Source organism: Streptomyces shinuiensis (genome assembly GCF_043660855.1).
In the GTDB taxonomy this organism is placed as follows: domain Bacteria; phylum Actinomycetota; class Actinomycetes; order Streptomycetales; family Streptomycetaceae; genus Streptomyces.
The window spans coordinates 1032116-1053532 of record NZ_JBIHML010000001.1 but is presented as its reverse complement, the minus strand read 5'-3'; the positions used below and the strand labels follow the sequence as shown (position 1 = coordinate 1053532).

Below are 21417 nucleotides of genomic sequence, written 5' to 3'. Positions count from 1 at the left end.
CACCCGTCCCGTACCCGGCGGTCGGTAGCGTGGGGCTTCGTGAGCGAGACCAAGACCCTCCAGTACCGGACCGACGGACCGCCCGACGCACCCCTGGTCGTCCTGGGACCCGCGCTCGGTACCACATGGCACATGTGGGACCGCCAGGTCCCGGAGCTCAGCCGCCACTGGCGGGTGCTCCGCTACGACCTGCCCGGCCACGGTGGCGCGCCCGCCCACCCCGCCACCTCCGTCGGCGACCTCGCCGCCCGGCTGCTGGCCACCGCCGACGCCGTCGGCGCCGACCGCTTCGCCTACGCGGGCTGCTCCCTGGGCGGCGCCGTGGGTGCCCGGATCGCGCTGGACGCGCCCGGCCGGCTCACCTCCCTGGCGCTGATCTCCTCCGCCCCCCGCCACGCGACCCCCGACACCTGGCGGCAGCGCGGCGTGGTGGTGCGCACCAACGGACTGGACCCCATCGCCCGCTCAATCCCCGAGCGCTGGTTCACGCCCGCCTTCGCCGCCGCGCAGCCCGCCATCGTCGAGTGGGCCGTCCAGATGGTCCGCACCACCGACCCCGGCTGCTACATAGCCGCCTGCGAGGCGCTGGTCTCCTTCGACATACGCCAGGAGCTGGCCCGCGTCGGCGTGCCCACCCTGGTCGTCGCCGGAGCCGAGGACCGGGTCACCCCGCCCGCCGACGCCCGAGCCCTGGTCGCGGGCATCCCCGACGCCCGGCTCGCCCTCGTCCCCGACGCCTGTCACATGGCCCCCGTGGAGCGGCCCGGCGAGATCACCGAGCTGCTGACCGGACACTTCTCGGCCGCCCTCCCCGCCGGCCGGCGGGACACCCCGGCGGCCGCCCCGGTCCCCGCCCAGGAGCCCGCCGACGGCACGGGCCGCGCGCCCGACGCCCTGCCCCCCGGTGCCGCGGTCGCCGCCCTGACCGCCGGCGAGCAGCACCGGGGCCACCCCGGCACCGCGTACGACACCGGGCTCAGGCTCCGCCGGGACGTACTCGGCGACGCCCATGTCGACCGCGTGGCCGAGGAGACCGACGACTTCACCGGCGACTTCCAGGACCTCCTGACCCGCTACGCCTGGGGCGAGGTGTGGGCCCGCACCGGCATCGACCGCCGTACCCGCTCGGTGGTCACCCTCACCGCGCTCACCGCCGGCAGGCACCTGGAGGAGCTGGCCTCCCACACCCGCGCCGCGTTGCGCAACGGGCTCACCCCGCAGGAGATCGGGGAGGTGCTGCTGCACACGGCCGTCTACTGCGGAATGCCCGCCGCCGGCGCCGCGTTCGCCGTCGCCCGGCGCGTCATAGCGGAGGAGACCGCCCCCCGCGACTGACCCCGCGGCTCGCTCCCGGGACCGGCCCCCGCGACCGGGACGGCGGGCGGCGGAGACGGTGGCGGGACTCTGGGGCGGAGATCGCGGGCGGGCAGCACAATGGCCTCATGGAGCTCACCAAGAAGGGCCACGCCTGCGTCGCCCTGCACCGTGAAGGACGCACGCTCGTCATCGACCCGGGCGGCTTCAGCGAGGCGGACGCCGCCGTCGGCGCCGACGCGATCCTGGTCACCCACGAGCACCCCGACCACTTCGACGAGAGCCGGCTGCGCGCCGCGCTGGAGGCGAACCCGGCCGCGCAGATCTGGACCCTGCGCAGCGTCGCCGAGCAGATCTCGGCGGCCTTCCCCGGCCGCGTCCACACCGTCGGCGGCGGGGACGCCTTCACCGCCGCCGGTTTCGAGGTGGAGGTGCACGGCAAACTGCACGCCGTCATCCACCCGGACATCCCTCGCGTCACCAACGTCGGCTACGCCGTCACCGCGGGCGCGGCCGGTACCGTCTTCCACCCCGGCGACGCCCTGACCGTCCCCGGCCGCCCGGTGGACACCCTGCTGCTGCCGGTGCACGCCCCCTGGAGCAGGGTCGCCGAGGTCGTCGACTACGTGCGCGAGGTACGGCCGCGCGTGGCGTACGACGTCCACGACGGGCTGCTGTCGGACTTCGGGCATCTGATCTACGGCCGACTGCTCGGCCCGAACGGCCCCGGCATCGCCGGCGCGGAGCACACCCGGCTGGAGCCCGGGCAGAGCGTCGCACTGCGGGAGGGCTGAGCCTTACCGGAAGGGCCGAGCCCCGCCGGAAGGGCGCTCCGCCGCCCGCCGGCTGTCGGTGCCGGGCGGTAGATTCGCTGCCATGCGTATCGCCACCTGGAACGTCAACTCGATCACCTCACGGCTTGAACGGCTGCTGGCCTGGCTGGAGAGCAGCGGCACGGACGTGCTGTGCCTGCAGGAGCTGAAGTGCACGGCGGAGGCGTTCCCGGCCGAACCGCTGCGCGAGCTGGGCTACGAGGCCGCGGTCAACGCCTCGGGCCGGTGGAACGGGGTGGCGGTGCTGTCCCGGGTGGGCCTGGAGGAGCCGGTCATCGGCCTGCCCGGGGGGCCCGGTTACGAGGGCGCCACCGAGCCCCGCGCCGCGGGCGCCACCTGCGGCGGAGTGCGGGTGTGGTCGGTGTACGTGCCCAACGGCCGCGAGGTGGGCCATCCGCACTTCGAGTACAAGCTGAGGTGGTTCGCCGCGCTGCGGGAGCTGGCCGTGCGGGAGTCGGCGCAGGGGCCGGGGGAGCGGCCCTTCGCCATCCTCGGCGACTACAACGTCGCGCCGACCGACGAGGACGTCTACGACCCCGCGGTCTTCGAGGGCTCCACACACGTCACCCCGGCCGAGCGCGAGGCACTGGCCGAGCTGCGCGCGGCGGGCCTGGCCGACGTCGTGCCGCGCCCGCTGAAGTACGACCGCCCCTACACCTACTGGGACTACCGTCAGCTCGGCTTCCCGAAGAACAAGGGCATGCGCATCGACCTGGTCTACGGCAACCCGGCCTTCGAGGGGACGGTGAAGGACGCCTACGTCGACCGCGAGGAGCGCAAGGGCAAGGGCGCCTCGGACCACGCCCCGGTCGTCGTCGACCTGGAGGTGTGAAGGCCCGCCCGCGTGCCTTGTGCCGTTCACCGAGCCGGTGATGTCACGCTGAGGCGTATGAACATCCCCTTCCTGGACAACTGGCGCAAGAAGCACGGCATGTCCCGCGGAGTGGCGGTGATGCAGGCCGCCCCCCATGACGCCGAGGGAGTGGCGCAGCCGCTGTCCGAGTGCGAACTGCTGCGCAGGCAGGCCGAGTCGGCGGGGATCGAGCTGGAGGACACGCCCGGGTCGCTGGCCGCCCTCGACCAGCTCCTGCCGCGCTGGCGCGACGAGGACCCCGAGGCGCTGACCTGGCTGGGCAACGACGCGGGTCTGTACCTGGGCACCGTCGTCGTCCGCACGGTGCCCGGCGCGGCCTGGCAGGTGTGGCCGAGCGGCCGGCCGGTGGTGCGGCTGGCCTCCGGACGGGAGCTGGACGTGGTGGCGGCGGGCCACGAGTGGGCGCTCAGCGGCACGCCGGAGCTGTCGCAGGTGTACGCGGAGGCCTCCGAGGCGTGACGGGCGCCGGCCGGATCGGCGGCGGGCGCGTGGCGGACGCCGGGCGGGGCGCGCCGGACCCCGGATCCCGGTCGCGGCCTGGGAGCGGGCCGTCAGCCGGTGAAGGTGATGTGGTACTCCAGCCGCCACCGGTCCGCGCGCACCACGATGTCGGAGGTCTCCACGGCCCGGCCGTCCGCCGTGTGGTGGGTGCGTTCGATGACCGTCACGCACTGCCCGGGAGAGCATCCCAGGGCCTGTGACTCCGCGCTGGTGGCCGACCGCGAGCCGACCAGCTCGGTGGCCCGTGCCACGGGGAGGCCGATGGCCGCGAACCGCTCGCGCACTCCGCGCCGGGCGTAAGGGCCGCGCTCGGGGAAGACCACCTCGGTGCCCTCGGTGAGTGCCAGCGGCTCCCAGCTTGTGGCGAGCTGGAGCGGGCGCCGGTCGGCGAGGTACTCGTACCGGGTGCACATCACCCGGTCGCCCGTGCCGATCCCCAGCCGCTCGGCTATCCGCGGCGGGGCCCCGGTGGCGGTGGAGGTGGCCTCCCACAGCAGTGTGGGAGCGGGCGGGGAGCCGGTGAGCAGCCTGGCCGCGAACGGCGAGTCCACCGCCTCGCCGGTGCGCAGCAGGCTGCCGGCGGGGCTGCGGTCGGTGACGAAGACCCCCCGCCCGAACTGCCCCTCCGCGTAGCCGGCGGCCTTCAGCACGCGCACCGCCCGGTCCACGGTCTGGTCGCTGGCGGCGTAGGTGCGCTTCAGCTCCGAACGCGAGGGGATGCGGGAGCCCACGGCCAGGGCCCCCTCGTCGATCTGCTGCCGCAGATCGTCGGCGATCCGCTGGTAGACCGGTCTGCTGTCGCCCATCCGGGACTCCTCTCCGTGCTGCCGCCTGCGGGGTGGGAACGGTCTCCGTACCTGGGTCAACAGGGTAGGAGGAGGGCCTTTGCCGCATGAGGCGTCGTGGGCAACATCATCGGGAACACCTCGGCGACATCGGTACCCGGTTCCGTGAACTCCTTGCACAATCCGGTACTTGACCGGGTCAGCCCTCGGTCCGGCCGCGTGCCCGGTGCTGGCGGCGGGCGGGCGGGGGCACGGGCGCGGGCGCGGACGGAGCGGTGGTGGCCTCCCGGGTGACGTCCGCGACCAGTTCGACGACGTCGGGGCCGTACGCCTGGGAGTTGACCACCTTCAGCAGCAGGCAGAAGTCGCCGTCGGTGCCGTACTTGCGGGCCAGCCGGGCGTGGTGGCGGGCGAGGTGGCGGGCGGCCGCCTGGTTGGTGACGGCCCGCTGGCCGCACAGGACGAACACCGGGTGGGAGCCCTCGCCCGCGGTGAGCCGGGCGAGCAGGACGTACTCCACCGATCCCCTCTCCATCCGGTAGCACTCGCCGCCGATGGTGAACGCGGCCTGGTCCGGACCCGGTTCGGGGGCGGTGTCGATTCGGACCCCCGGCAGCAGGGAGTGGAGGTGGGCCGCCGTCCGCCGGTTCGCAGCCGGTCCTCCCACACAGAACTCGGTCCGCTCGCCGAAGCCCTGGCGGACGTTCTCGTGCGACGACACCTGCGCGTTCGCGCCGCAGTCCTTGACCAGGGCGGACAGCTCCAGCAGGGCGAACACGTCGTCACGGGAGACGGCGCCTTCCCCCGTGGCGGCCTTGCGGCCGACCACCATCAGGCACTCGGAGTGCTCCGGCATTCCGAAGAAACGCTGTTTGCGGCGGAGCGCGCGGCGCCACAGGTGGGTGCGGCCGAACCAGCCGAGCGAGGTGGTGATGCCGGCCGCGAGCACGCCCAGCACGATGTCGCGCAGGTTGTCGTCCATGGTGCGGAAGCGTATCGCCGGATGCGTCTCTGTTCGAAGCATGACAAGGGGCGGGGTGAGGGGGCCGCTCCGCGCCACCGTTCCCGCCGTGCCCGCGCGGCGGGGCGCCTCAGCCCGCCGCCAGCTCCTCCAGCAGAGCCGGCAGCGCCCGTCCGATCGGCTCGCGCACCACCCGCTCGGCCAGCGGGTCGTACGGCGTGGGCTCGGCGTTGACGATCACCAGCCGCGCACCGTGCTCGGCGGCGATCCCGGCCAGCGAGGCGGCGGGCTGCACCCGCAGGCTGGTGCCGGCCGCGACGAACACCTCGCACGCCCTGGCGACGGCCAGCGCCTCGCACAGCACCAGCGGGTCCAGCGCCTCGCCGAACATCACGGTGGCCGACTTCAGAATGCCGCCGCACCGCAGGCACTCGGGGTCCGCGACCCCGGCCCGCACCCGCTCCAGCGCCCGCTCCATCTCCGAACGCGCGCCGCACCCGGTGCACACCACGGCCCGCGCGGTCCCGTGCAGCTCCAGCACCTTGCGGTCGGGCATCCCGGCCATCTGGTGCAGCCCGTCGACGTTCTGGGTGATCACCCGCACCGGCACCCCGGACCGCTCCAGCCGCACCACGGCCTCGTGCGCGGCGTTCGGCCTGGCCCGCAGTGCCGGGCCGTTCAGCCGCATCCGCCAGGAGCGGCGGCGGATCTCCGGATCGTTCATGTAGTAGTCGTAGGTGACGAGCCTCTCGGCCTCGGGGTCCTTGCGCCACACTCCGTTCGGGCCGCGGTAGTCGGGGATTCCGGAGTCGGTGGAGACCCCCGCGCCGCTGAGGAGGGCCACCAGCGGCCTCCGGCCCGCCCCGGCCTCCACGTTCCCGCCCTTCCCACCGGGGTCCCGCGCGCCCTGCCTGCCCTGCGTGCTCATGCTCTCGAGCCTACGCAGCCGGGCGTCCGGAACTCGACCGTGTTTTCGTGTTTCTGTGTTTTCGCGGTTCCGCCCGGCCGCGGTGGCACACTGCGCCCGGACACGCCGCGCCCGCGGACCGTGCCACCCTCCGCCGACCGCCTGCCCCCGGGAGCCGAGCCGATGACCTTCACCACCCGCCCGACCCTGCAGGGCACCTTCGGGATGGTCTCCAGCACCCACTGGCTGGCCTCCGCATCCGCCATGGCGGTCCTGGAGGACGGCGGCAACGCCTTCGACGCGGCGGTCGCCGCGGGCTTCGTCCTCCAGGTCGTCGAGCCGCACCTCAACGGCCCCGCCGGGGAGGTGCCGGTCATCCTGGCGCCGGCCGGAGGCCCGGTGCGGGTGCTGTGCGGGCAGGGGCCCGCGCCGCGCGGCGCGACGGTGGAGCACTACACCTCGCTCGGCCTGGAGCTGGTGCCCGGCACCGGCCCGCTGGCCGCCGCCGTCCCCGGCGCGTTCGACGCCTGGATGACGCTGCTGCGCGACCACGGGACCCGCGAGCTCGCCGACGTGCTTAAGTACGCCGTCGGCTACGCCGAACACGGCCACCCGGCCGTCCCGAGGATCGGGGCGACGGTGGAGCGGGTGCGCGAGCTGTTCGAGACGGAGTGGACGACCTCCGCCGAGCTGTATCTGCCCGCCGGGCGCTCCCCGGCGCCCGGCGCCATGCTGCGCAACCCCCTCCTCGCCGCCACCTGGCGGCGGCTGCTGGCCGAGGCGGAGGCGGCCGGGACGGGACGCGAGGGGCGCGTCGAGGCCGCCCGGCGGGTGTGGCGCGAGGGCTTCGTGGCCGAGGCGCTCGCCGACTTCGCCGCCCGCCCGGCCATGGACACCTCCGGCGAGCGACACGCCGGCACCCTCACCGGCGACGACATCGCCTCCTGGTCGGCCTCCTACGAGGAGCCCGTCACCCACGACTGGCACGGCTGGACGGTCTGCAAGGCCGGGCCCTGGTCGCAGGGCCCGGTGATGCTCCAGCAGCTCGCCCTCCTGGCGGACCTGCCCGGAAGCGGGCCGGAGTACGGCACGGGGGAGTACCTCCACACCCTGATCGAGGCGAGCAAGCTGGCCTTCGCCGACCGCGAGGCCTGGTACGGAGACGCGGAGGGGGCCGACGCCGTACCGCTCGAGGACCTGCTCTCCGGTGCCTACACCGCGCGGCGCCGGACCCTCATCGGTGAGAGCGCCTCCCACGAGCTGCGCCCCGGCAGCCCCGGTGGACGCGCCCCCCGGCTCGGCGCCCACGCCGCCGGAGCCGCCGCACGGACGGGGTACCGGGCCGGGGACGGGACCGCGGGCACCGGCGAGCCCACCGTGGCCCGCGACGGCGCGACCTCCGGCGACACCTGCCACCTGGACGTCGTGGACCGCTGGGGCAACATGGTCAGCGCCACGCCCAGCGGCGGCTGGCTCCAGTCCAACCCCGTCGTCCCCGCCCTCGGCTTCCCGCTCGGCACCCGGCTCCAGATGGCCTGGCTGGAGCCCGGGCTGCCGAACACCCTCACCCCCGGCCGCCGCCCGCGCACCACTCTCGCCCCCTCGCTCGCGCTGCGCGGCGGGGAACCGGTCCTGGCCTTCGGCACGCCCGGCGGAGACCAGCAGGACCAGTGGCAGACCCACTTCCTCCTCGCCGTCGCCCTGCGCGAGCCGGTGCGCGGCGGACACGACCTCCAGGGCGCCATCGACGCGCCGGGCTGGCACCACGAGGGCTTCCCCGGCTCGTTCTGGCCGCGCACCATGCGGCCGGGAGCCGTCACGGTCGAGTCCCGCGCGGGCGAGGAGGCCGTCCGCGAGCTGCGGCGGCGCGGGCATCTGGTGACCGTCGCCGGCCCCTGGACGGAGGGACGGCTGTGCGCGGTCGCCCGGGACCCGGAGACGGGCGTGCTGTCGGCGGCGGCCAACCCGCGCGGGATGCAGGGCTACGCGGTGGGCCGCTGACGGCGCGGGCCGGTCCGGGCGGGGCGGCCCGGCCCGCGCCGTTCACCCCGCGTCCATCCGCCGTCCGGCGGGAACCCCCGGCGGCGTGTTTCCATGGACGGGTGATCGACGACGAACTGCTGACGGGTGTCGAGGAGGCCGTGCGCAAGGCCGCCGCGGCCGAGGTCATGCCGCGCTGGCGGCAGCTGGCCGAGCACGAGGTGACCGAGAAGAGCGGCCCGCACGACCTGGTGACCATCGCCGACCGGCGCGCCGAGGAGCACCTGACCGGGATCCTGACCGCGCTGCTGCCCGGCTCGGTGGTCGTCGGCGAGGAGGCGGTGCACGACAACCCGGCGGTCTACCGGGCGCTGGGCGGCGAGGCGCCGGTGTGGATCGTGGACCCGGTGGACGGCACGCGACAGTTCGTCCACGGCGACCCCGGCTTCTGCACCCTGGTGGCCCTCGCCCGCGGCGACGAACTGCTGGCCTCCTGGACGTACGCGCCCGCCCGCGAGGAGCTGGCGGTCGCCGTGCGCGGCGAGGGCGCACGCCTCAACGGCGAGGCGATCCGCTCCGGGGCGCCCGTGCCGGACGCGTCTTTGGAGGTCGCCCACTCGCACCCGGACTTCACCACCGACGTGCAGAAGCGTTCCCTGGAGGGCCTGTACACCGATGGGCTCAGGCCCCGGCCGTGCGGCTCGGCGGGTCTGGAGTACCTGAACGTGGCGCGCGGCGCGCTCGACGCGGTGGCCTTCACCTGGGAGAACGCCTGGGACCACGCCGCCGGGCTGCTGCTGGTGGCCGAGGCGGGCGGCGGCCACGCCACGCTCACCGGGGAACCGTTCCGCCTGGCGGGCGGCAACGCGCTGCCCTTCACCGCCGCCCGGGACGCCCTGACGGTGCGTCGTATCCTCTCCTTGCTGGCCTGAGCCGGTCAGACCTCAGCGCCGAGGGGAGAAACCGACGTGGCGTCGATGCGTGACGTGGTCGTGGTGGGAGCCGGTCCGAACGGGCTGACCGCCGCGGTGGAGCTGGCCCGGCGGGGCTTCGCCGTCGAGCTGTTCGAGGCGATGGAGTCGGTCGGGGGAGGGGCGCGCACCGAGGAGCTGACGCTGCCCGGCTTCCGGCACGACCCCTGCTCGGCGGTACACCCGCTGGGCGTCGGCTCGCCCGCCTTCTCCACGATGCCGCTCACCGAGCGGTACGGCCTTCGGTGGCTCCACCCCGAGCTGCCCCTGGCCCACCCCTTCCCCGACGGCACGGCCGGGGTGCTGGCCCGCTCGCCGGCCGAGACGGCCGCCTCGTTCGGGCCGCGCGACGCGGGGACGTACCGCCGGCTGGTGGCGCCGTTCCTGGGCCGCTGGAAGACCCTGGTCGGGGACTTCTTCAAGGTGCCGTGGGACGGGCTGCCGCGCGACCCGTTCACCCTGGCCCGCTTCGGGCTGCTGGGGCTGCAGCCGGTGGACTGGCTGGCGCGCCGCTTCCGCGACGACAGGGCGCGGGCGCTGATGTTCGGACTGGCCGCCCACGCCATCGGCCCGACCACCTCGCCCGCCACCGGCGGCATCGCCCTGGTCTTCGCGCTGGCCGCGCACGAGGTCGGCTGGCCGATGCCGCGCGGCGGCTCGCAGTCCCTGTCCGACGCGCTCGCCGCCTTTCTGCGCGACCTCGGCGGGCGGATCCACACCGGGGTGGAGGTGCGGCGGCTGGACGAGCTGCCGCCCGCCCGCGCCTACGTCTTCGACACCTCGCCCACCGCGCTGGCGCGGATCGCCGGGCTGGGCGACGCCTACCGGCACTTCCGCTACGGCGCCGGAGTCTTCAAGATCGACTACGCCCTGGACGGCCCGGTCCCGTGGACGTCCGAGGCCGCCCGCCGCGCCGGGACCGTCCACATCGGCCCCTCCAGCCGCGAGATCGCCGCCGCGCTGCGCGCCGCCTCCAGCGAGGGCGTCCAGCCGGACCCGCCGTTCCTGATCACCGCCCAGCCCACCGTGGTGGACCCTGGCCGGGCGCCGGAGGGCAAACACGTCTTCTGGGTGTACGGCCATGTGCCGCGCGGCTGGAGCGGGGACGCCACCGAGGCGATCGAGCGGCAGATCGAGCGCTTCGCGCCCGGCTTCCGCGACCGGGTGCTGGCCCGCGCCACCGCGGGCCCGCCGGAGCTGGCCACCCGCAACGCCAACTACGTCGGCGGCGACATCGCCTGCGGCGCCTTCACCGGGCTGCAGACCCTGCTGCGGCCGGGGCTCGCCCGCGTCCCGTACGCCACCGCCCATCCGGCCGTCTTCCTGTGCTCGTCGGCCACCTGGCCGGGCCCGGGCGTGCACGGCATGTCCGGCCACAACGCGGCGAAGGCGGTCTGGCGCCGCCTGCGGCAGCGCGCGTAGCGCGCCGCCGCACCGGGCCCTCCCCGCCCGGCGCTCCGGGCCGTGCGGGGAGGAGGGCGGTGTACCCGGCCCAGGCGGGTCCGTGCGACCGGCTCCCGGCCCGGCCGGGCCGGGGCTGGAGTGCCGGCATGGCGAGGACCGAGATCTCACTCGACACCGAACTGGTCGTCGAGGTCATGGTGTTGAGCGGGATCGGCAACCCCCGTGACGCGATCGAGGCGGTCGTGCGCGACTACGTCGAGCGCGGTCACCGCACGGAGACGCGAACGGGCGAGGCGGCGGAGGTCCGGCTGCGGGAGATCGACACCGAGCCCAGGATCCAGGAAGGGTGAGGCCGCCGCGGGAGGCGGGCCCGCGCCCGGAGAGGCTCCGCCCCCCGGAGGAGCCGCCTTCGCGGCACGGGGTCTCACGCCGAGGGCGGGAGAAGGACCGAGAGGCGGTCGAAAGTCCCGGCAGCGGTCCTGCCCGCGTTTCCGCCCGCGCTCCGGGGAGCGCGGGCCGGGTACCTCTCCCGGCGGGGTCCGCCCCGCCGGGAGAAGCGCCCGGAGGCGTCATGAACCCTGCTGGTCCTCCCCGTTCCGCGTCGGCGCCTTACCCTCCGCAGCCCTCCGCAGCCGCGGATGGCGGCGGGCGGCCTGCTGCTCGCTGACGGCCTCGCCGACCATCGCACCGATGGCCTCGCGCGCCCCGTGCAGCGGATGGTGGCGGGGCGGCCCGGCGCCCGGGTCCTGGCGCAGCTCCTTCACCAGCGACCAGCACAGCGTCAGCATCACCAGCACGAAGGGCAGCGCCACCAGGATCGTCCCCGTCTTCAGCCCTTCCAGGCCGCCCGCCACCAGCAGCACGGCGGCCACCGCCGCCATCAGCACACCCCAGACGATGACCAGCCACTCGCGCGGGTGCAGCGTGCCGCCGGAGGTCAGCGAACCCATCACCAGGGAGGCCGAGTCGGCGCTGGTGACGAAGTAGGTCATCACCAGGACCATCGCGATCACCGAGGTGACCGTGCCCAGCGGCAGAGCCTCCAGCAGGCCGAACAGCGAGGCTTCCACGCCGTCCTCCAGCCTCCCGGCCAGATCCGCCTCGCCGGTGGCGTCCAGCCGCATGGCGCTGCCGCCCATCACGCAGAACCAGACGACCGTGACGCCGCTGGGCACCAGCAGGACGCCGGTCAGGAACTCGCGGATGGTGCGGCCGCGGGAGATGCGGGCGATGAAGGTGCCCACGAACGGCGCCCACGACAGCCACCACGCCCAGTAGAAGATCGTCCAGGTGCCCAGCCACTCCTTGTTGCCGAACGCGCCGGTCCGGGAGGAGAGCACGACCAGATCCTGGAGGTAGGCGCCGACTCCCGCCGGGATCGCGTCGAGGATGAACACGGTCGGGCCCAGCAGGAAGACGAAGCCCATCAGCAGGGCGGCGAGCACCACGTTCATGCTGCTGAGCCACTTGATGCCCCGGTGCAGTCCGGAGAACGCCGAGACGACGAACGCGGCCGACAGCACCAGGATGATGAGCAGTTGCAGCTCCCGGGTGTCGTCCCAGCCGACCGTCAGGTTCAGGCCCTTGGCCACCTGCAGGGTGCCCAGGCCCAGACTGGTGGCTGTGCCGAAGACCGTGGCGAAGACGGCCAGCAGGTCGATGACCCGGCCGGGCCAGCCGTTCGTGCGGCGCTCGCCCAGCAGCGGGACGAAGACCGAACTGATGCGGTTGCCGCGGCCCTTGCGGAAGGTGGCGTAGGCCAGGGCGAGACCGGCCACGCCGTAGATCGCCCAGGGGTGCAGCGTCCAGTGGAAGAAGGAGTACTCCAGAGCGACGCGCTCGGCGGCTCCGCCGCCGCTCCGGACGTCGCCGAAGGGCGGCGGGTCGACGTAGTGCGTCAGCGGCTCGCCGACGCCGTAGAACATCAGACCGATGCCCATGCCGGCGCTGAACATCATCGCGATCCACGACAGGTTGGAGAACTCCGGCTTGTCGGAGTCCTTCCCGAGCCTGATCCGGCCGAAGCGGCTGACCGCGATCACCAGGGACAGCACCAGGAAGAGGTCGGCGGCCAGTGTGAACAGCCAGCCGAAGTTGCCCAGCACCCAGTTCAGCGCGGTCGTGGAGACGGAGGAGAAGCCGTCCGTGCCGATGGCCGCCCAGGCCACCACGGCCAGCACGGCCACCACTCCGATGGCGATCACCTTGGTGTCCGGAGGCTGGTCCTCGTGGGCCGTCTCCGGGGCGGGCTCCTGGGGCGGCTTGCTCACATCCGTGCTCATATCACCCAACTATGAAATGGTTCTTCCGGTTCACCGGACGGGCGCGCCGAGCGGCCGTGGGCCGTCCGACGGCGCATCGTGGTCCCGTATGCCCGCCGCCGGTAGGGTCTAGACGGCGCGACAGCCTGTTCGAGACACAAGAGAGACCGCGTGGAAACGACACATACCGAGACAGGCCGCGTGCTGATCGCCGCGGACAAGTTCAAGGGGTCGCTCACCGCCGCCCAGGTGGCCGAGCACACCGCGGCCGGGATCCGCCGGGCCCGCCCCGGGACCGAGGTCGAGGCACTGCCCGTCGCGGACGGCGGCGACGGCACCGTCGACGCGGCGGTCGCAGCCGGGTTCGCACTGCGCCGGACGGCGGTCACCGGGCCGCTGGGCGATGCGGTCACCGCCTCCTACGCGCTGCGCGGCGACACCGCCGTGGTGGAGATGGCCCAGGCCTCCGGCCTCCAGAAGGTGCCCGAGGGCGCCCTCGCCCCGCTGTCGGCCACCACCTACGGCACCGGCGAGGTGCTGCTCGCGGCGTTGGAGGCCGGAGCGCGCACGATCGTTCTGGGCGTGGGCGGCTCCGCCACCACCGACGGAGGCGCGGGCATGCTCACCGCGCTCGGCGCCCGCCTCCTCGACGCCGGCGGCAGGCCCCTCCGGCCCGGCGGCGGACCGCTGCGCCACCTGGCGACGGCCGACCTGTCGGGCCTGGACCCGAGACTGAAGGACGCCGAGATCATCCTGGCGAGCGACGTCGACAACCCGCTCACCGGACCCCACGGAGCCGCGGCCGTCTACGGCCCCCAGAAGGGAGCGCGGGAGGCGGACGTGGAGGTCCTGGACGCCGCGCTCGCCCACTACGCCCGCGTGCTGGAGACCGTTCTCGGCCCGCGCGCCGCGCACCTGGCCCAGCGGCCCGGTGCGGGCGCGGCCGGCGGCGTCGGCTACGCGGCCCTCGCCGCGCTCGACGCCTCCTTCCGGCCCGGCATCGAGGTGCTGCTGGAGGTGCTGGGCTTCGCCGGCGCCCTGGAGCGCGCCGCTCTGGTGATCACCGGAGAGGGCTCGCTGGACGCCCAGACCCTGCGAGGCAAGGCCCCCGCCGGGGTGGCCGCCGCCGCCCGCCGGGCGGGCCTGCCCGTGGTCGCGGTGTGCGGGCGCCTGACCATCGGCGAGGACGGACTGCGGGCCGCCGGGATCGAGGCGGCGTACGCCCTCACCGACCTCGAACCGGACCCGGCCGTCTGCATGGCGCAGGCCGGACCGCTGCTGGAGCGGGTGGCCGAGCGGCTGGCGGCCGACCGCCTGTGACCTGCCCCGAGGGCCCGCACCGCCCCTGTACGGACGCTGCTGGTTATTTCGGGCCCGTGCGTGACGTCGGCTCCCAAGACCCGGTTGTGGTCCTGGGAGCCGACGTTGTCGTATGGGGTGGGTGTCGCCGTCCATGCAGCCGAAGGGGCCGGGGGGATCCCGGCGGAGACGGTGCGGGTGACGCGGGCCGCGTTCCCGAAGGGGAGCCGGGCGACCCGGGTCCGGGACGGGCCGGGTCCGCCGTTCACTGACGAGGAGTTCGCCGACCTCTTCCCGGCGCGGGGGAAGCCTGCTTGGTCACCGGGCCGACTGGCGCCGGCGCCGGCGCTGGTGTTGCAGTTCGTCGAGGGGCTCACCGACCGGCAGGCCGCCGAGGCGGTGCGGGCGAGGATCGGCTTCAAATACGCCCTCGCGCCGGAACTGGCCGATCCCGGCTTCGACTTCTCGGTGCTGGCAGAGTTCCGGGACCGCCTCGTCGAAGCGGACGCCGGGCGGAGGGTGCTGGACGGCATCCTGGCCGCGGCCCGTGACAAAGGCCCGCTGAAGACGTCAGGCCGGGCCCGGACCGATTCCACGCATGTGCAGTCCGCGGTTCGGGAACTGTGCTGGCTGGAGACGGCCGCGGAGACGCTTCGTTCGGCGCTGAACGCGCTCGCGCAGGCCGCCCCCGACCGGCTGGCGGAGATCGCCGCACCGGACTGGTTCCGGCATTACGCCACCCGGGCCGAGGACTCCCGGTTCCCCGGGGCCCACATCGGACGGAAGGAGGCCGGCCGACGGATCGGGACGGACGGGATGCGGCTGCTCGGGGCCGTCCTCGCACCTCAGGCACCGGCCGCGCTCCGGGAGCTGGAGCAGGTCTGGAGCAGGTGAAGATCCTGCGGCAGATGTGGGCCCAGCACTTCCACCCGGTCGGGGGCGAGGCGAGGCGACGGGACCCCCAAGACCGACCGCCGGGCGCAAAACGCCTGGTCACGCCCTGTGACCCAGAAGCCAGGGGCAGCAAGAAACGCGACATCCTCTGGAACGGACACAAGACCCATCTGACCGAGACCTGTGAGCCGGACACCCCACATTTGATCACGAACGTGGCCACGGCCGTCGCCACCGTCCCCGACAGCGTGATGAGCGAGAAGATCCACAACGGCCTGGCCGAACGGGACTGTCGGCCTGGCGAACACTGGGTCGGCACCGGATATGCCACCGCCGCCCAGATCGCGGCCGCCCGCCGCGAGCACGGCATCGAGCGGCACGGACCGCTCCGGGCGGTCACCGTCGCCCAGGCGAAGAACGGCAGCGGCTACGGCCAGGGCGCCTTCACCCTCGACGGGGACCAGCAGCACGTCACCTGCCCGAACGGAGCCACCAGCACCCAGTGGGCTCTGCGAGCTCTCGGCAGCAGCTTCCCGTGATCCGGGTCAGATTCTCCCCGGCCGACTGCCGCCACTGCCCCGCACTGCGCGACTGCGTCAGCTCACCCAAGGCCGAACGCAGGGAACCCACTCCGCGGCAGCACGACGAGCACCAGGCCCTTCAACGCACCCGCGCTCTCCGGCAGACCGACGAGTGGAAAGCCCGCTACAAGATCCGCGCCGGCGTCGAAGGCACCATCTCCCAGGGCGTCGGGCGCTGTGGCCTGCGCAGATCCCGCTACCGGGGCCTGACGAAGACCAGCCTTCAGCACCAGCTCACCGGCGCCGCCATCAACCTCGCCCGCCTCGACGCCCACCTCACCGAAACACCCCGGGCCCGCACCCGCACCCGCCACTTCGCAGCACTCCGCCCCGCCGACCACGTCGACGGGGCGAAGCAACAGGGCCCGAATTAACCAACAGGGTCCGTACCGCGCGGTCCGGCCTTCGGCCTGCTCGGCGCGGCCGTCCCCTTCCGTCCTTCCGTAACACCCCGTCATCCGACCGGGAGCGGAGGCTGCGGATCCGCTGTGCCCGTGCACAGCCGGGCCCGGGCACCTCTGGTCACCGGCAGCGATTCGCCCACCGGCCGTGGACGGCCCTCCACGGCCGGTGCTGGGGTGAGCGCCGTGATCCCGGTGGAGCCCACCGGGGGACAGGACGGAAGAAGAGGAGGGCCGATGACGGCCGCTTCGCTGGAGGTCCGGGGGGTGTCCGTGGGCTACGGCCCGGTAAGGGCGCTGAACTCGGTCTCCGTTGACGTACCCGAGGGCGCGGTGGTCGCCGTCCTCGGCGGCAACGGCGCCGGCAAGACCACCCTGCTGCGCGCCGTCTCGCGCACCCTGCGCTTCCACGGCGGGACGATCGCCTCCGGCGCGGTCTCCTTCGCCGGACAGCGGCTGGACGGCCTCACCCCCGCCCAGGTGGTGGCCGCCGGGGTGGTGCAGGTGCCCGAGGGGCGGCAGGTGTTCGCCCGGATGACCGTGGCCGACAACCTCCGCGCCGGCGCGCTCGGCGCGGCCGGGGGCCGACGGGCGGCCGCCGAGGCGCAGGCGCGGGTCCACGAGCTGTTCCCGGTGCTGGCGCAGCGGGCGCACCAGCGGGCCGGACTGCTCTCCGGCGGCGAGCAGCAGATGCTCGCCATGGGCCGCGCCCTGATGGCCCGTCCGAGGCTGCTGCTCCTGGACGAGCCCTCCCTCGGCCTGGCCCCCCTGATGGCCGACCGGATCGCCGAGACCGTACGGGAGATCAACGCCCAGGGCACCTCGGTGCTGCTGGTCGAGCAGAACGCGGCGATCGCGCTGCGGCTGGCCTCCTCCGCGGTCGTCCTGGAGGTGGGGGAGGTGGTCCTGGCCGGGGACGCGGACGAACTCGCCGCCTCCGACGAGGTGCGCCGCCGATACCTGGGCGTCACCGACGACGCCGGGCACCCCGGCGCCCCGGAGGGCGCCGACGCCGTCGGCGTGTCCGAGGAGGCCCCGCGCCCGGCCGCGATCCTGCGCAGGTGGTCGGCGTGACGGCCCCCGGCACCCCGGCACCGGCCGGGGAAGACGTCCCCGCACTGCGGGTGAACGACCTCACCGTGCGCTTCGCCGGGCTCACCGCGCTGGACGCCGTCTCCTTCACCGTCGAGCCGGGCAGCGTCCACGCAGTCATCGGCCCCAACGGCGCGGGCAAGTCCACCACCTTCAACGTCCTGTCCGGTGTCTACCGCGCCACCTCGGGCAGCGTCCGCTTCGGCGACGAGGAGCTGACCGGGCTGGCACCGCACGCGATCGCCTCCCTCGGTGTGGCCCGCACCTTCCAGAACATCGCGCTCTCGCCGTACACCACGGTCGCCGACAGCCTGATGCTCGGCCGCCACCGGCTGACCCGCACCGGCTACCTGGCGGCCGGGCTCCGCCTGCCGCGGGCCGCGCGCGAGGCGGCCCGGCACCGCGAACGGGTGCGCGAGATAGCCGAGTTCACCGGTCTGGAGCCCTACCTGAACCAGCCCGCCGGCTCGCTGCCGTACGGGCTGCAGAAGCTCGTCGAACTCGGCCGCGCGCTGTGCATGGAACCCCGGCTGCTGCTCCTGGACGAGCCCGTGGCCGGCATGACCGCCGACGAGCGCCGCCGCACCGCGTCCCTGATCGCGGGCGTGCGCGAGGGGCTCGGCATCTCGATCGTCCTGGTGGAGCACGACATGGGAATGGTGATGCGGCTCGCCGACGCGGTGACCGTACTCGACTTCGGCCGCAGGATCGCCGACGGCACACCCGACGAGGTCCAGCGCGACCCCGCGGTCGTCCGCGCCTATCTGGGACAGGAGGCGGCGAGCGCATGACCACCTTCGTCGAACTGCTGCTGAGCGGGCTGTCCATCGGCTCGGTCTACGCGCTGATCGCCCTCGGCTTCGTGATCATCTTCAAGGCGACCGAGGTGGTGAACTTCGCCCACGCCTCGCTGCTGCTGGCCGGCGGCTATCTGACCGCCGTTCTCCGGGAGGACATCGGGTTCTGGGCGGCCCTGCTGGTGGGCGTCGCGGGCGCGGCGGCGGTGGGCGCGCTGGTGGAGTTCCTGGTGATCCGCCGCTATCGCGGACACGACCACAGCGTGCTGGCCATCGTCACCATCGGTGTCGACATCGTGCTGGTCACCGAGCTGACCCGGCAGATCGGCGCCCGCGTCCTGCCGATGGGCGACCCGTGGGGCGATCAGGTGCTCACCCTGGGATCGGTCAGCATCCCGCAGACCCGGGTGGCCGCCTTCGTCACCGCCGCCCTCATCATCGGTGCCTTCCTGCTGGCCTTCCGCTTCACCTCCTGGGGCGTGGCGATGCGGGCGGTGGCCGAGCACCCCGAGACCGCGGCGCTGATGGGCATCCGGCTGGGCCGGGTGTCCTCCTCGGCCTGGGCGGTGGCCGGCGGACTGGCCACGGTCGCAGCCCTGTTCCTGACCGTCTTCCCCACCCCCGGCCTGGAGCGCGGCACCTCCCTGGTGGCACTCAAGGCCTTCCCCGCCGCGATCCTGGGCGGACTGGACTCCACCACCGGAGCCCTGGTCGGCGGGCTGGTCATCGGCGTCACCCAGTCCATGGCCGCCGGATACCAGAGCGACCTGGCCTTCCTGGGCCGGGGCATCGGCGACCTCGCCCCCTATCTGGTGATGCTCCTGGTCCTGCTGGTACGTCCGGCGGGGCTGTTCGGAACGAGGGAGCTGTCCCGTGTCTGAGTCCACCACCGCCGCGACCACCGGACCCGCCAGGGCGTCCGAGGCCAGACCCACCACCGGGCGCGGCCGCCGCGCCCGCGCCCGGCCGCCGCGCCGCGCCGCTGTGTACACGGCGGCCGCGGCGGCCGCGGGGGGCCTGCTGCTCGCCCTGCCCTTCTACCTCGACCGCTTCTGGCTCCAGGCCGGACTGCTGGCCATGGCCGCCGCCATCGGCGCGATCGGGCTGAACCTGCTGACCGGTGCCACCGGCCAGCTCTCCCTGGGCCACTCCTTCTTCCTCGCCGTCGGCGCGTACGGCTACTGCGTGCTGGCCGGGGACCGGGACGGGGAGCTGGCCGGCCTGGGCCTGCCCGGCTGGCTGGCGGTGACCGGCGCGGTGGCCCTGGCCGGCCTGGCGGGCGGGCTGTTCAGCCCGATCGCCGGACGGCTGCGGGGCGCGTACCTGGGCATCGCCACCCTGGCTCTGGTCTTCGTCGGCCAGCACGTACTGCTCAACGCCCATGATCTGACGGGCGGTTACAACGGCCGCCCCGTCCCGCCGCTGTCGCTGTTCGGTATCACCTTCGACGACACCGAGACCGTGGTCGCCGCCGTGCCGTTCCAGTCGATGGAGAAGCTCTGGTACGCCGGGCTGGTCCTGCTGGCGGTGTGCGCCTTCTTCGCGCACGGCGTGCTGCGCGACCGCCCCGGCCGGGCGCTGAACGCCATCCGCGACCACCGGATCGCGGCCGGGGTGATGGGCGTGCCCGTGGCCCGGCAGAGGGCGGGGGTGTTCGTTCTGTCCTCGATGTACGCGGGCCTGGCCGGAGTGCTGCTGGCACTGGTCTTCCAGCAGACCGTGCCCGAGTACTTCGGCATCGTCCTGGCCCTGGAGTACCTGGCCATGATCGTCATCGGCGGTCTGGGCTCGGTCTCCGGAGCCGTCACAGGGGCCGTGTTCGTCACCCTGCTGCCCCAGATCCTCACCCGCTACAGCGAAGCCCTGCCCCTGGTCTCCGCCCCCGGGACGGGCGGGGTCGCACCGGGCGAGATGTCCCGCTACCTGTACGGCGCCGCGATCGTGGCGATCGTGCTGTTCCTGCCGGGCGGCCTGGTGCGGCTCGCCGCCCGCCGCGGTCACACCCAGAAAGACGAGGCATGAAGACTTTGAAGACGCAGAAGAAGCACACGGCGCGCGCCGCCGCGGTGGTCGCCGCGACCGCCCTCGCCCTCATCGCCACGGGATGCAGCTCCAAGGCGGGCGGCGACGACTCCGGCGGCACCGGCGCCGACGGCGTGCGGACCGACAAGGGCGTGACGGACGACACCATCCGGATCGGCGCCCTCACCGACATGACCGGTGTCTACGCCTCCCTGGGCAAGAGCGTCACCCAGGCCCAGCAGCTCTACATCGACCAGATCAACGCCGACGGCGGGATCTGCGGGCGGAAACTGGAACTGACCGTCCGCGACCACGGCTACGACGCGGGCAAGGCGATCCCCGCGTACACCGAGCTGCAGCCCAAGGTGGTGGGCTTCGTGCAGTTCCTCGGCTCGCCGTTCGTCAGCGCGGTCAAGGAGCGGATCGACGGCCGGCACAAGTTGCTGGTGCTGCCGCAGGCCTGGTCCGCCCAGCTGCTGGGCAGCGAGTACATCCGGGTCATCGGCGCCACCTACGACGTGGAGACGGTCAACGCGATCGAGTTCCTGCTGGAGGAGGGGAAGATCGCCGAGGGCGACAAGCTCGGCCATGTCTACTTCGAGGGCGACTACGGCGAGAACGCCCTGGAGGGCGCGAAGCACGCGGCCGAGAAGGCCGGGCTCACCCTGGTGGAGCAGAAGATCAAGCCGACCGACGAGGACATGTCCGCGCAGGTGGCGGCGTTCAAGAAGGCCGGTGTGAAGGCCATCGTGATCAGCGCCGGGCCGCGCCAGGCGGCCTCCCTGGTCGGCGTGTCGGCGGCCGGCGGCCTGAACGTGCCGATCATCGGCAACAACTCGGCGTTCGCGCCGCAGCTGCTGAAGACCCAGGCCGGCCCGGTCCTGCAGAAGGACTACTACGTGGCCGCCTCGACCCTGCCCATCGGGTCCGAGGAGCCGGAGCCGGCCAGGCTGGCCCGGGAGTACACCGAGGCCTACCCCGATGACATCCTCGACAACGGCGTGGCCGCGGGCTGGAGCGCCGCCTCCGTCTTCGGCGCGGCGCTGAAGCAGGCGTGCGACGAGAAGGACCTCACCCGGGAAGGCGTGGTCAGGGCGCTGACGTCCATGGAGGACCACGACGGGGGCTTCGGTATCCGGCACGACTTCACCGAACCGGAGCTGCCCTCGACGCGGGAGAGCTTCATCCTCAAGCCGGACGGGAAGACCAAGGGCGGGCTTGAGGTGCACCGCGAGGCGGAGGCCTCCGAGAACGCGCGGGCGTTCTCCTTCGGGGAGTGACCGCGCGCTGACCTGGCGCCCGAGCCTGCCGTGACAGGACCCGGACGCCACGGGGCCCGGGCCCGGATTCGTCCGGGGCCGGGCCCCCGTTCCGCCTCCGGTCCCCGTCCCTGTCCGGCGGGCCCGGGGCCTGCCCCCCGCCCCTTTCTGGTGCCTCCCCGTAAATCCGCTGGTGTATCCCGGCGCGGGCCGGGAAGGCGCGGGCCAGGAGGAGAAGGCGGGAAACACCGCGGGCGCCGGACGGGTTCCATGGAACCCGT

18 protein-coding genes and 1 pseudogene are annotated in these 21417 nt (G+C 74.0%); 15 read left to right on the top strand and 4 right to left on the bottom strand.

Annotated features, from left to right (window positions below):
* The first annotated feature begins 39 nt into the window (after window positions 1-39).
* The 4 genes from pcaDC to ACGRHY_RS04670 all read left to right on the top strand — a co-directional run bounded on the left by pcaDC (window position 40) and on the right by ACGRHY_RS04670 (window position 3480).
* Window positions 40-1335 (top strand): bifunctional 3-oxoadipate enol-lactonase/4-carboxymuconolactone decarboxylase PcaDC, encoded by a 1296-nt coding sequence (pcaDC, locus tag ACGRHY_RS04685; RefSeq protein WP_394634122.1) that lies wholly within the window; start codon window positions 40-42, stop codon window positions 1333-1335.
* Between the two features lie 107 nt (window positions 1336-1442).
* Entirely contained in the window at window positions 1443-2108 is a 666-nt protein-coding gene (locus tag ACGRHY_RS04680) for an MBL fold metallo-hydrolase (RefSeq protein WP_394634121.1), read from the top strand.
* A gap of 82 nt (window positions 2109-2190) precedes the next feature.
* On the top strand, window positions 2191-2979 hold the full coding sequence (locus ACGRHY_RS04675) for an exodeoxyribonuclease III (protein WP_394634120.1): 789 nt from the start codon (window positions 2191-2193) through the stop codon (window positions 2977-2979).
* Between the two features lie 57 nt (window positions 2980-3036).
* Complete coding sequence (locus tag ACGRHY_RS04670) at window positions 3037-3480, top strand: DUF6278 family protein (protein ID WP_394634119.1); 444 nt, start codon at window positions 3037-3039, stop codon at window positions 3478-3480.
* Window positions 3481-3572: 92 nt separating this feature from the next.
* On the opposite strand, the gene ACGRHY_RS04665 is transcribed toward ACGRHY_RS04670, so the two are convergent.
* The 3 genes from ACGRHY_RS04665 to ACGRHY_RS04655 form a co-directional block, all read right to left on the bottom strand.
* Window positions 3573-4328 carry a GntR family transcriptional regulator gene (locus ACGRHY_RS04665; protein ID WP_394634118.1) on the bottom strand — a complete coding sequence of 252 codons (756 nt, stop codon included), beginning with the start codon at window positions 4326-4328 and terminating at the stop codon, window positions 3573-3575.
* 178 nt (window positions 4329-4506) lie between these two features.
* Window positions 4507-5289: a hypothetical protein gene (locus ACGRHY_RS04660; protein ID WP_394634117.1), complete on the bottom strand. Its 783-nt coding sequence runs from the start codon at window positions 5287-5289 to the stop codon at window positions 4507-4509.
* 109 nt (window positions 5290-5398) lie between these two features.
* Window positions 5399-6196: an SIR2 family NAD-dependent protein deacylase gene (locus ACGRHY_RS04655; protein ID WP_394634116.1), complete on the bottom strand. Its 798-nt coding sequence runs from the start codon at window positions 6194-6196 to the stop codon at window positions 5399-5401.
* Between the two features lie 162 nt (window positions 6197-6358).
* Here ACGRHY_RS04655 and ACGRHY_RS04650 point away from each other — a divergent pair, with 162 nt between their 5' ends.
* From ACGRHY_RS04650 to ACGRHY_RS04635, 4 genes are all read left to right on the top strand, one after another.
* Entirely contained in the window at window positions 6359-8176 is a 1818-nt protein-coding gene (locus ACGRHY_RS04650; RefSeq protein ID WP_394634115.1) for a gamma-glutamyltransferase family protein, read from the top strand.
* Between the two features lie 101 nt (window positions 8177-8277).
* A complete protein-coding gene (locus tag ACGRHY_RS04645; RefSeq protein ID WP_394634114.1) occupies window positions 8278-9087 on the top strand; it encodes an inositol monophosphatase family protein in 810 nt (269 codons plus the stop codon).
* A 45-nt stretch (window positions 9088-9132) separates the two neighbouring features.
* Window positions 9133-10548: a phytoene desaturase family protein gene (locus ACGRHY_RS04640; RefSeq protein ID WP_394637923.1), complete on the top strand. Its 1416-nt coding sequence runs from the start codon at window positions 9133-9135 to the stop codon at window positions 10546-10548.
* Between the two features lie 128 nt (window positions 10549-10676).
* On the top strand, window positions 10677-10880 hold the full coding sequence (locus ACGRHY_RS04635) for a type II toxin-antitoxin system VapB family antitoxin (RefSeq protein WP_394634113.1): 204 nt from the start codon (window positions 10677-10679) through the stop codon (window positions 10878-10880).
* A 219-nt stretch (window positions 10881-11099) separates the two neighbouring features.
* Here ACGRHY_RS04635 and ACGRHY_RS04630 read toward each other — a convergent pair whose 3' ends face one another.
* Window positions 11100-12812 carry a BCCT family transporter gene (locus ACGRHY_RS04630; RefSeq protein WP_394634112.1) on the bottom strand — a complete coding sequence of 571 codons (1713 nt, stop codon included), beginning with the start codon at window positions 12810-12812 and terminating at the stop codon, window positions 11100-11102.
* A 150-nt stretch (window positions 12813-12962) separates the two neighbouring features.
* Between ACGRHY_RS04630 and ACGRHY_RS04625 the strand changes: the two genes are divergently transcribed.
* The 7 genes and pseudogenes from ACGRHY_RS04625 (at window position 12963) to ACGRHY_RS04595 (ending at window position 21157) form a co-directional block, all read left to right on the top strand.
* Window positions 12963-14111 (top strand): glycerate kinase, encoded by a 1149-nt coding sequence (locus ACGRHY_RS04625; RefSeq protein WP_394634111.1) that lies wholly within the window; start codon window positions 12963-12965, stop codon window positions 14109-14111.
* Between the two features lie 112 nt (window positions 14112-14223).
* A pseudogene (locus tag ACGRHY_RS04620) lies at window positions 14224-15939 on the top strand (transposase).
* 264 nt (window positions 15940-16203) lie between these two features.
* Window positions 16204-17040 carry an ABC transporter ATP-binding protein gene (locus ACGRHY_RS04615; protein WP_394634110.1) on the top strand — a complete coding sequence of 279 codons (837 nt, stop codon included), beginning with the start codon at window positions 16204-16206 and terminating at the stop codon, window positions 17038-17040.
* Window positions 17028-17849 (top strand): ABC transporter ATP-binding protein, encoded by an 822-nt coding sequence (locus ACGRHY_RS04610; protein ID WP_394634109.1) that lies wholly within the window; start codon window positions 17028-17030, stop codon window positions 17847-17849. Before ACGRHY_RS04615 ends, ACGRHY_RS04610 begins: the two co-directional genes overlap by 13 nt.
* On the top strand, window positions 17846-18736 hold the full coding sequence (locus ACGRHY_RS04605; RefSeq protein ID WP_394634108.1) for a branched-chain amino acid ABC transporter permease: 891 nt from the start codon (window positions 17846-17848) through the stop codon (window positions 18734-18736). The genes ACGRHY_RS04610 and ACGRHY_RS04605 overlap by 4 nt, the downstream gene beginning before the upstream one ends.
* Window positions 18729-19877: a branched-chain amino acid ABC transporter permease gene (locus ACGRHY_RS04600; RefSeq protein ID WP_394634107.1), complete on the top strand. Its 1149-nt coding sequence runs from the start codon at window positions 18729-18731 to the stop codon at window positions 19875-19877. Before ACGRHY_RS04605 ends, ACGRHY_RS04600 begins: the two co-directional genes overlap by 8 nt.
* Window positions 19874-21157, top strand: coding sequence for an ABC transporter substrate-binding protein (locus tag ACGRHY_RS04595; RefSeq protein ID WP_394634106.1), 1284 nt, complete (start codon window positions 19874-19876; stop codon window positions 21155-21157). The genes ACGRHY_RS04600 and ACGRHY_RS04595 overlap by 4 nt, the downstream gene beginning before the upstream one ends.
* Window positions 21158-21417 lie beyond the last annotated feature (260 nt).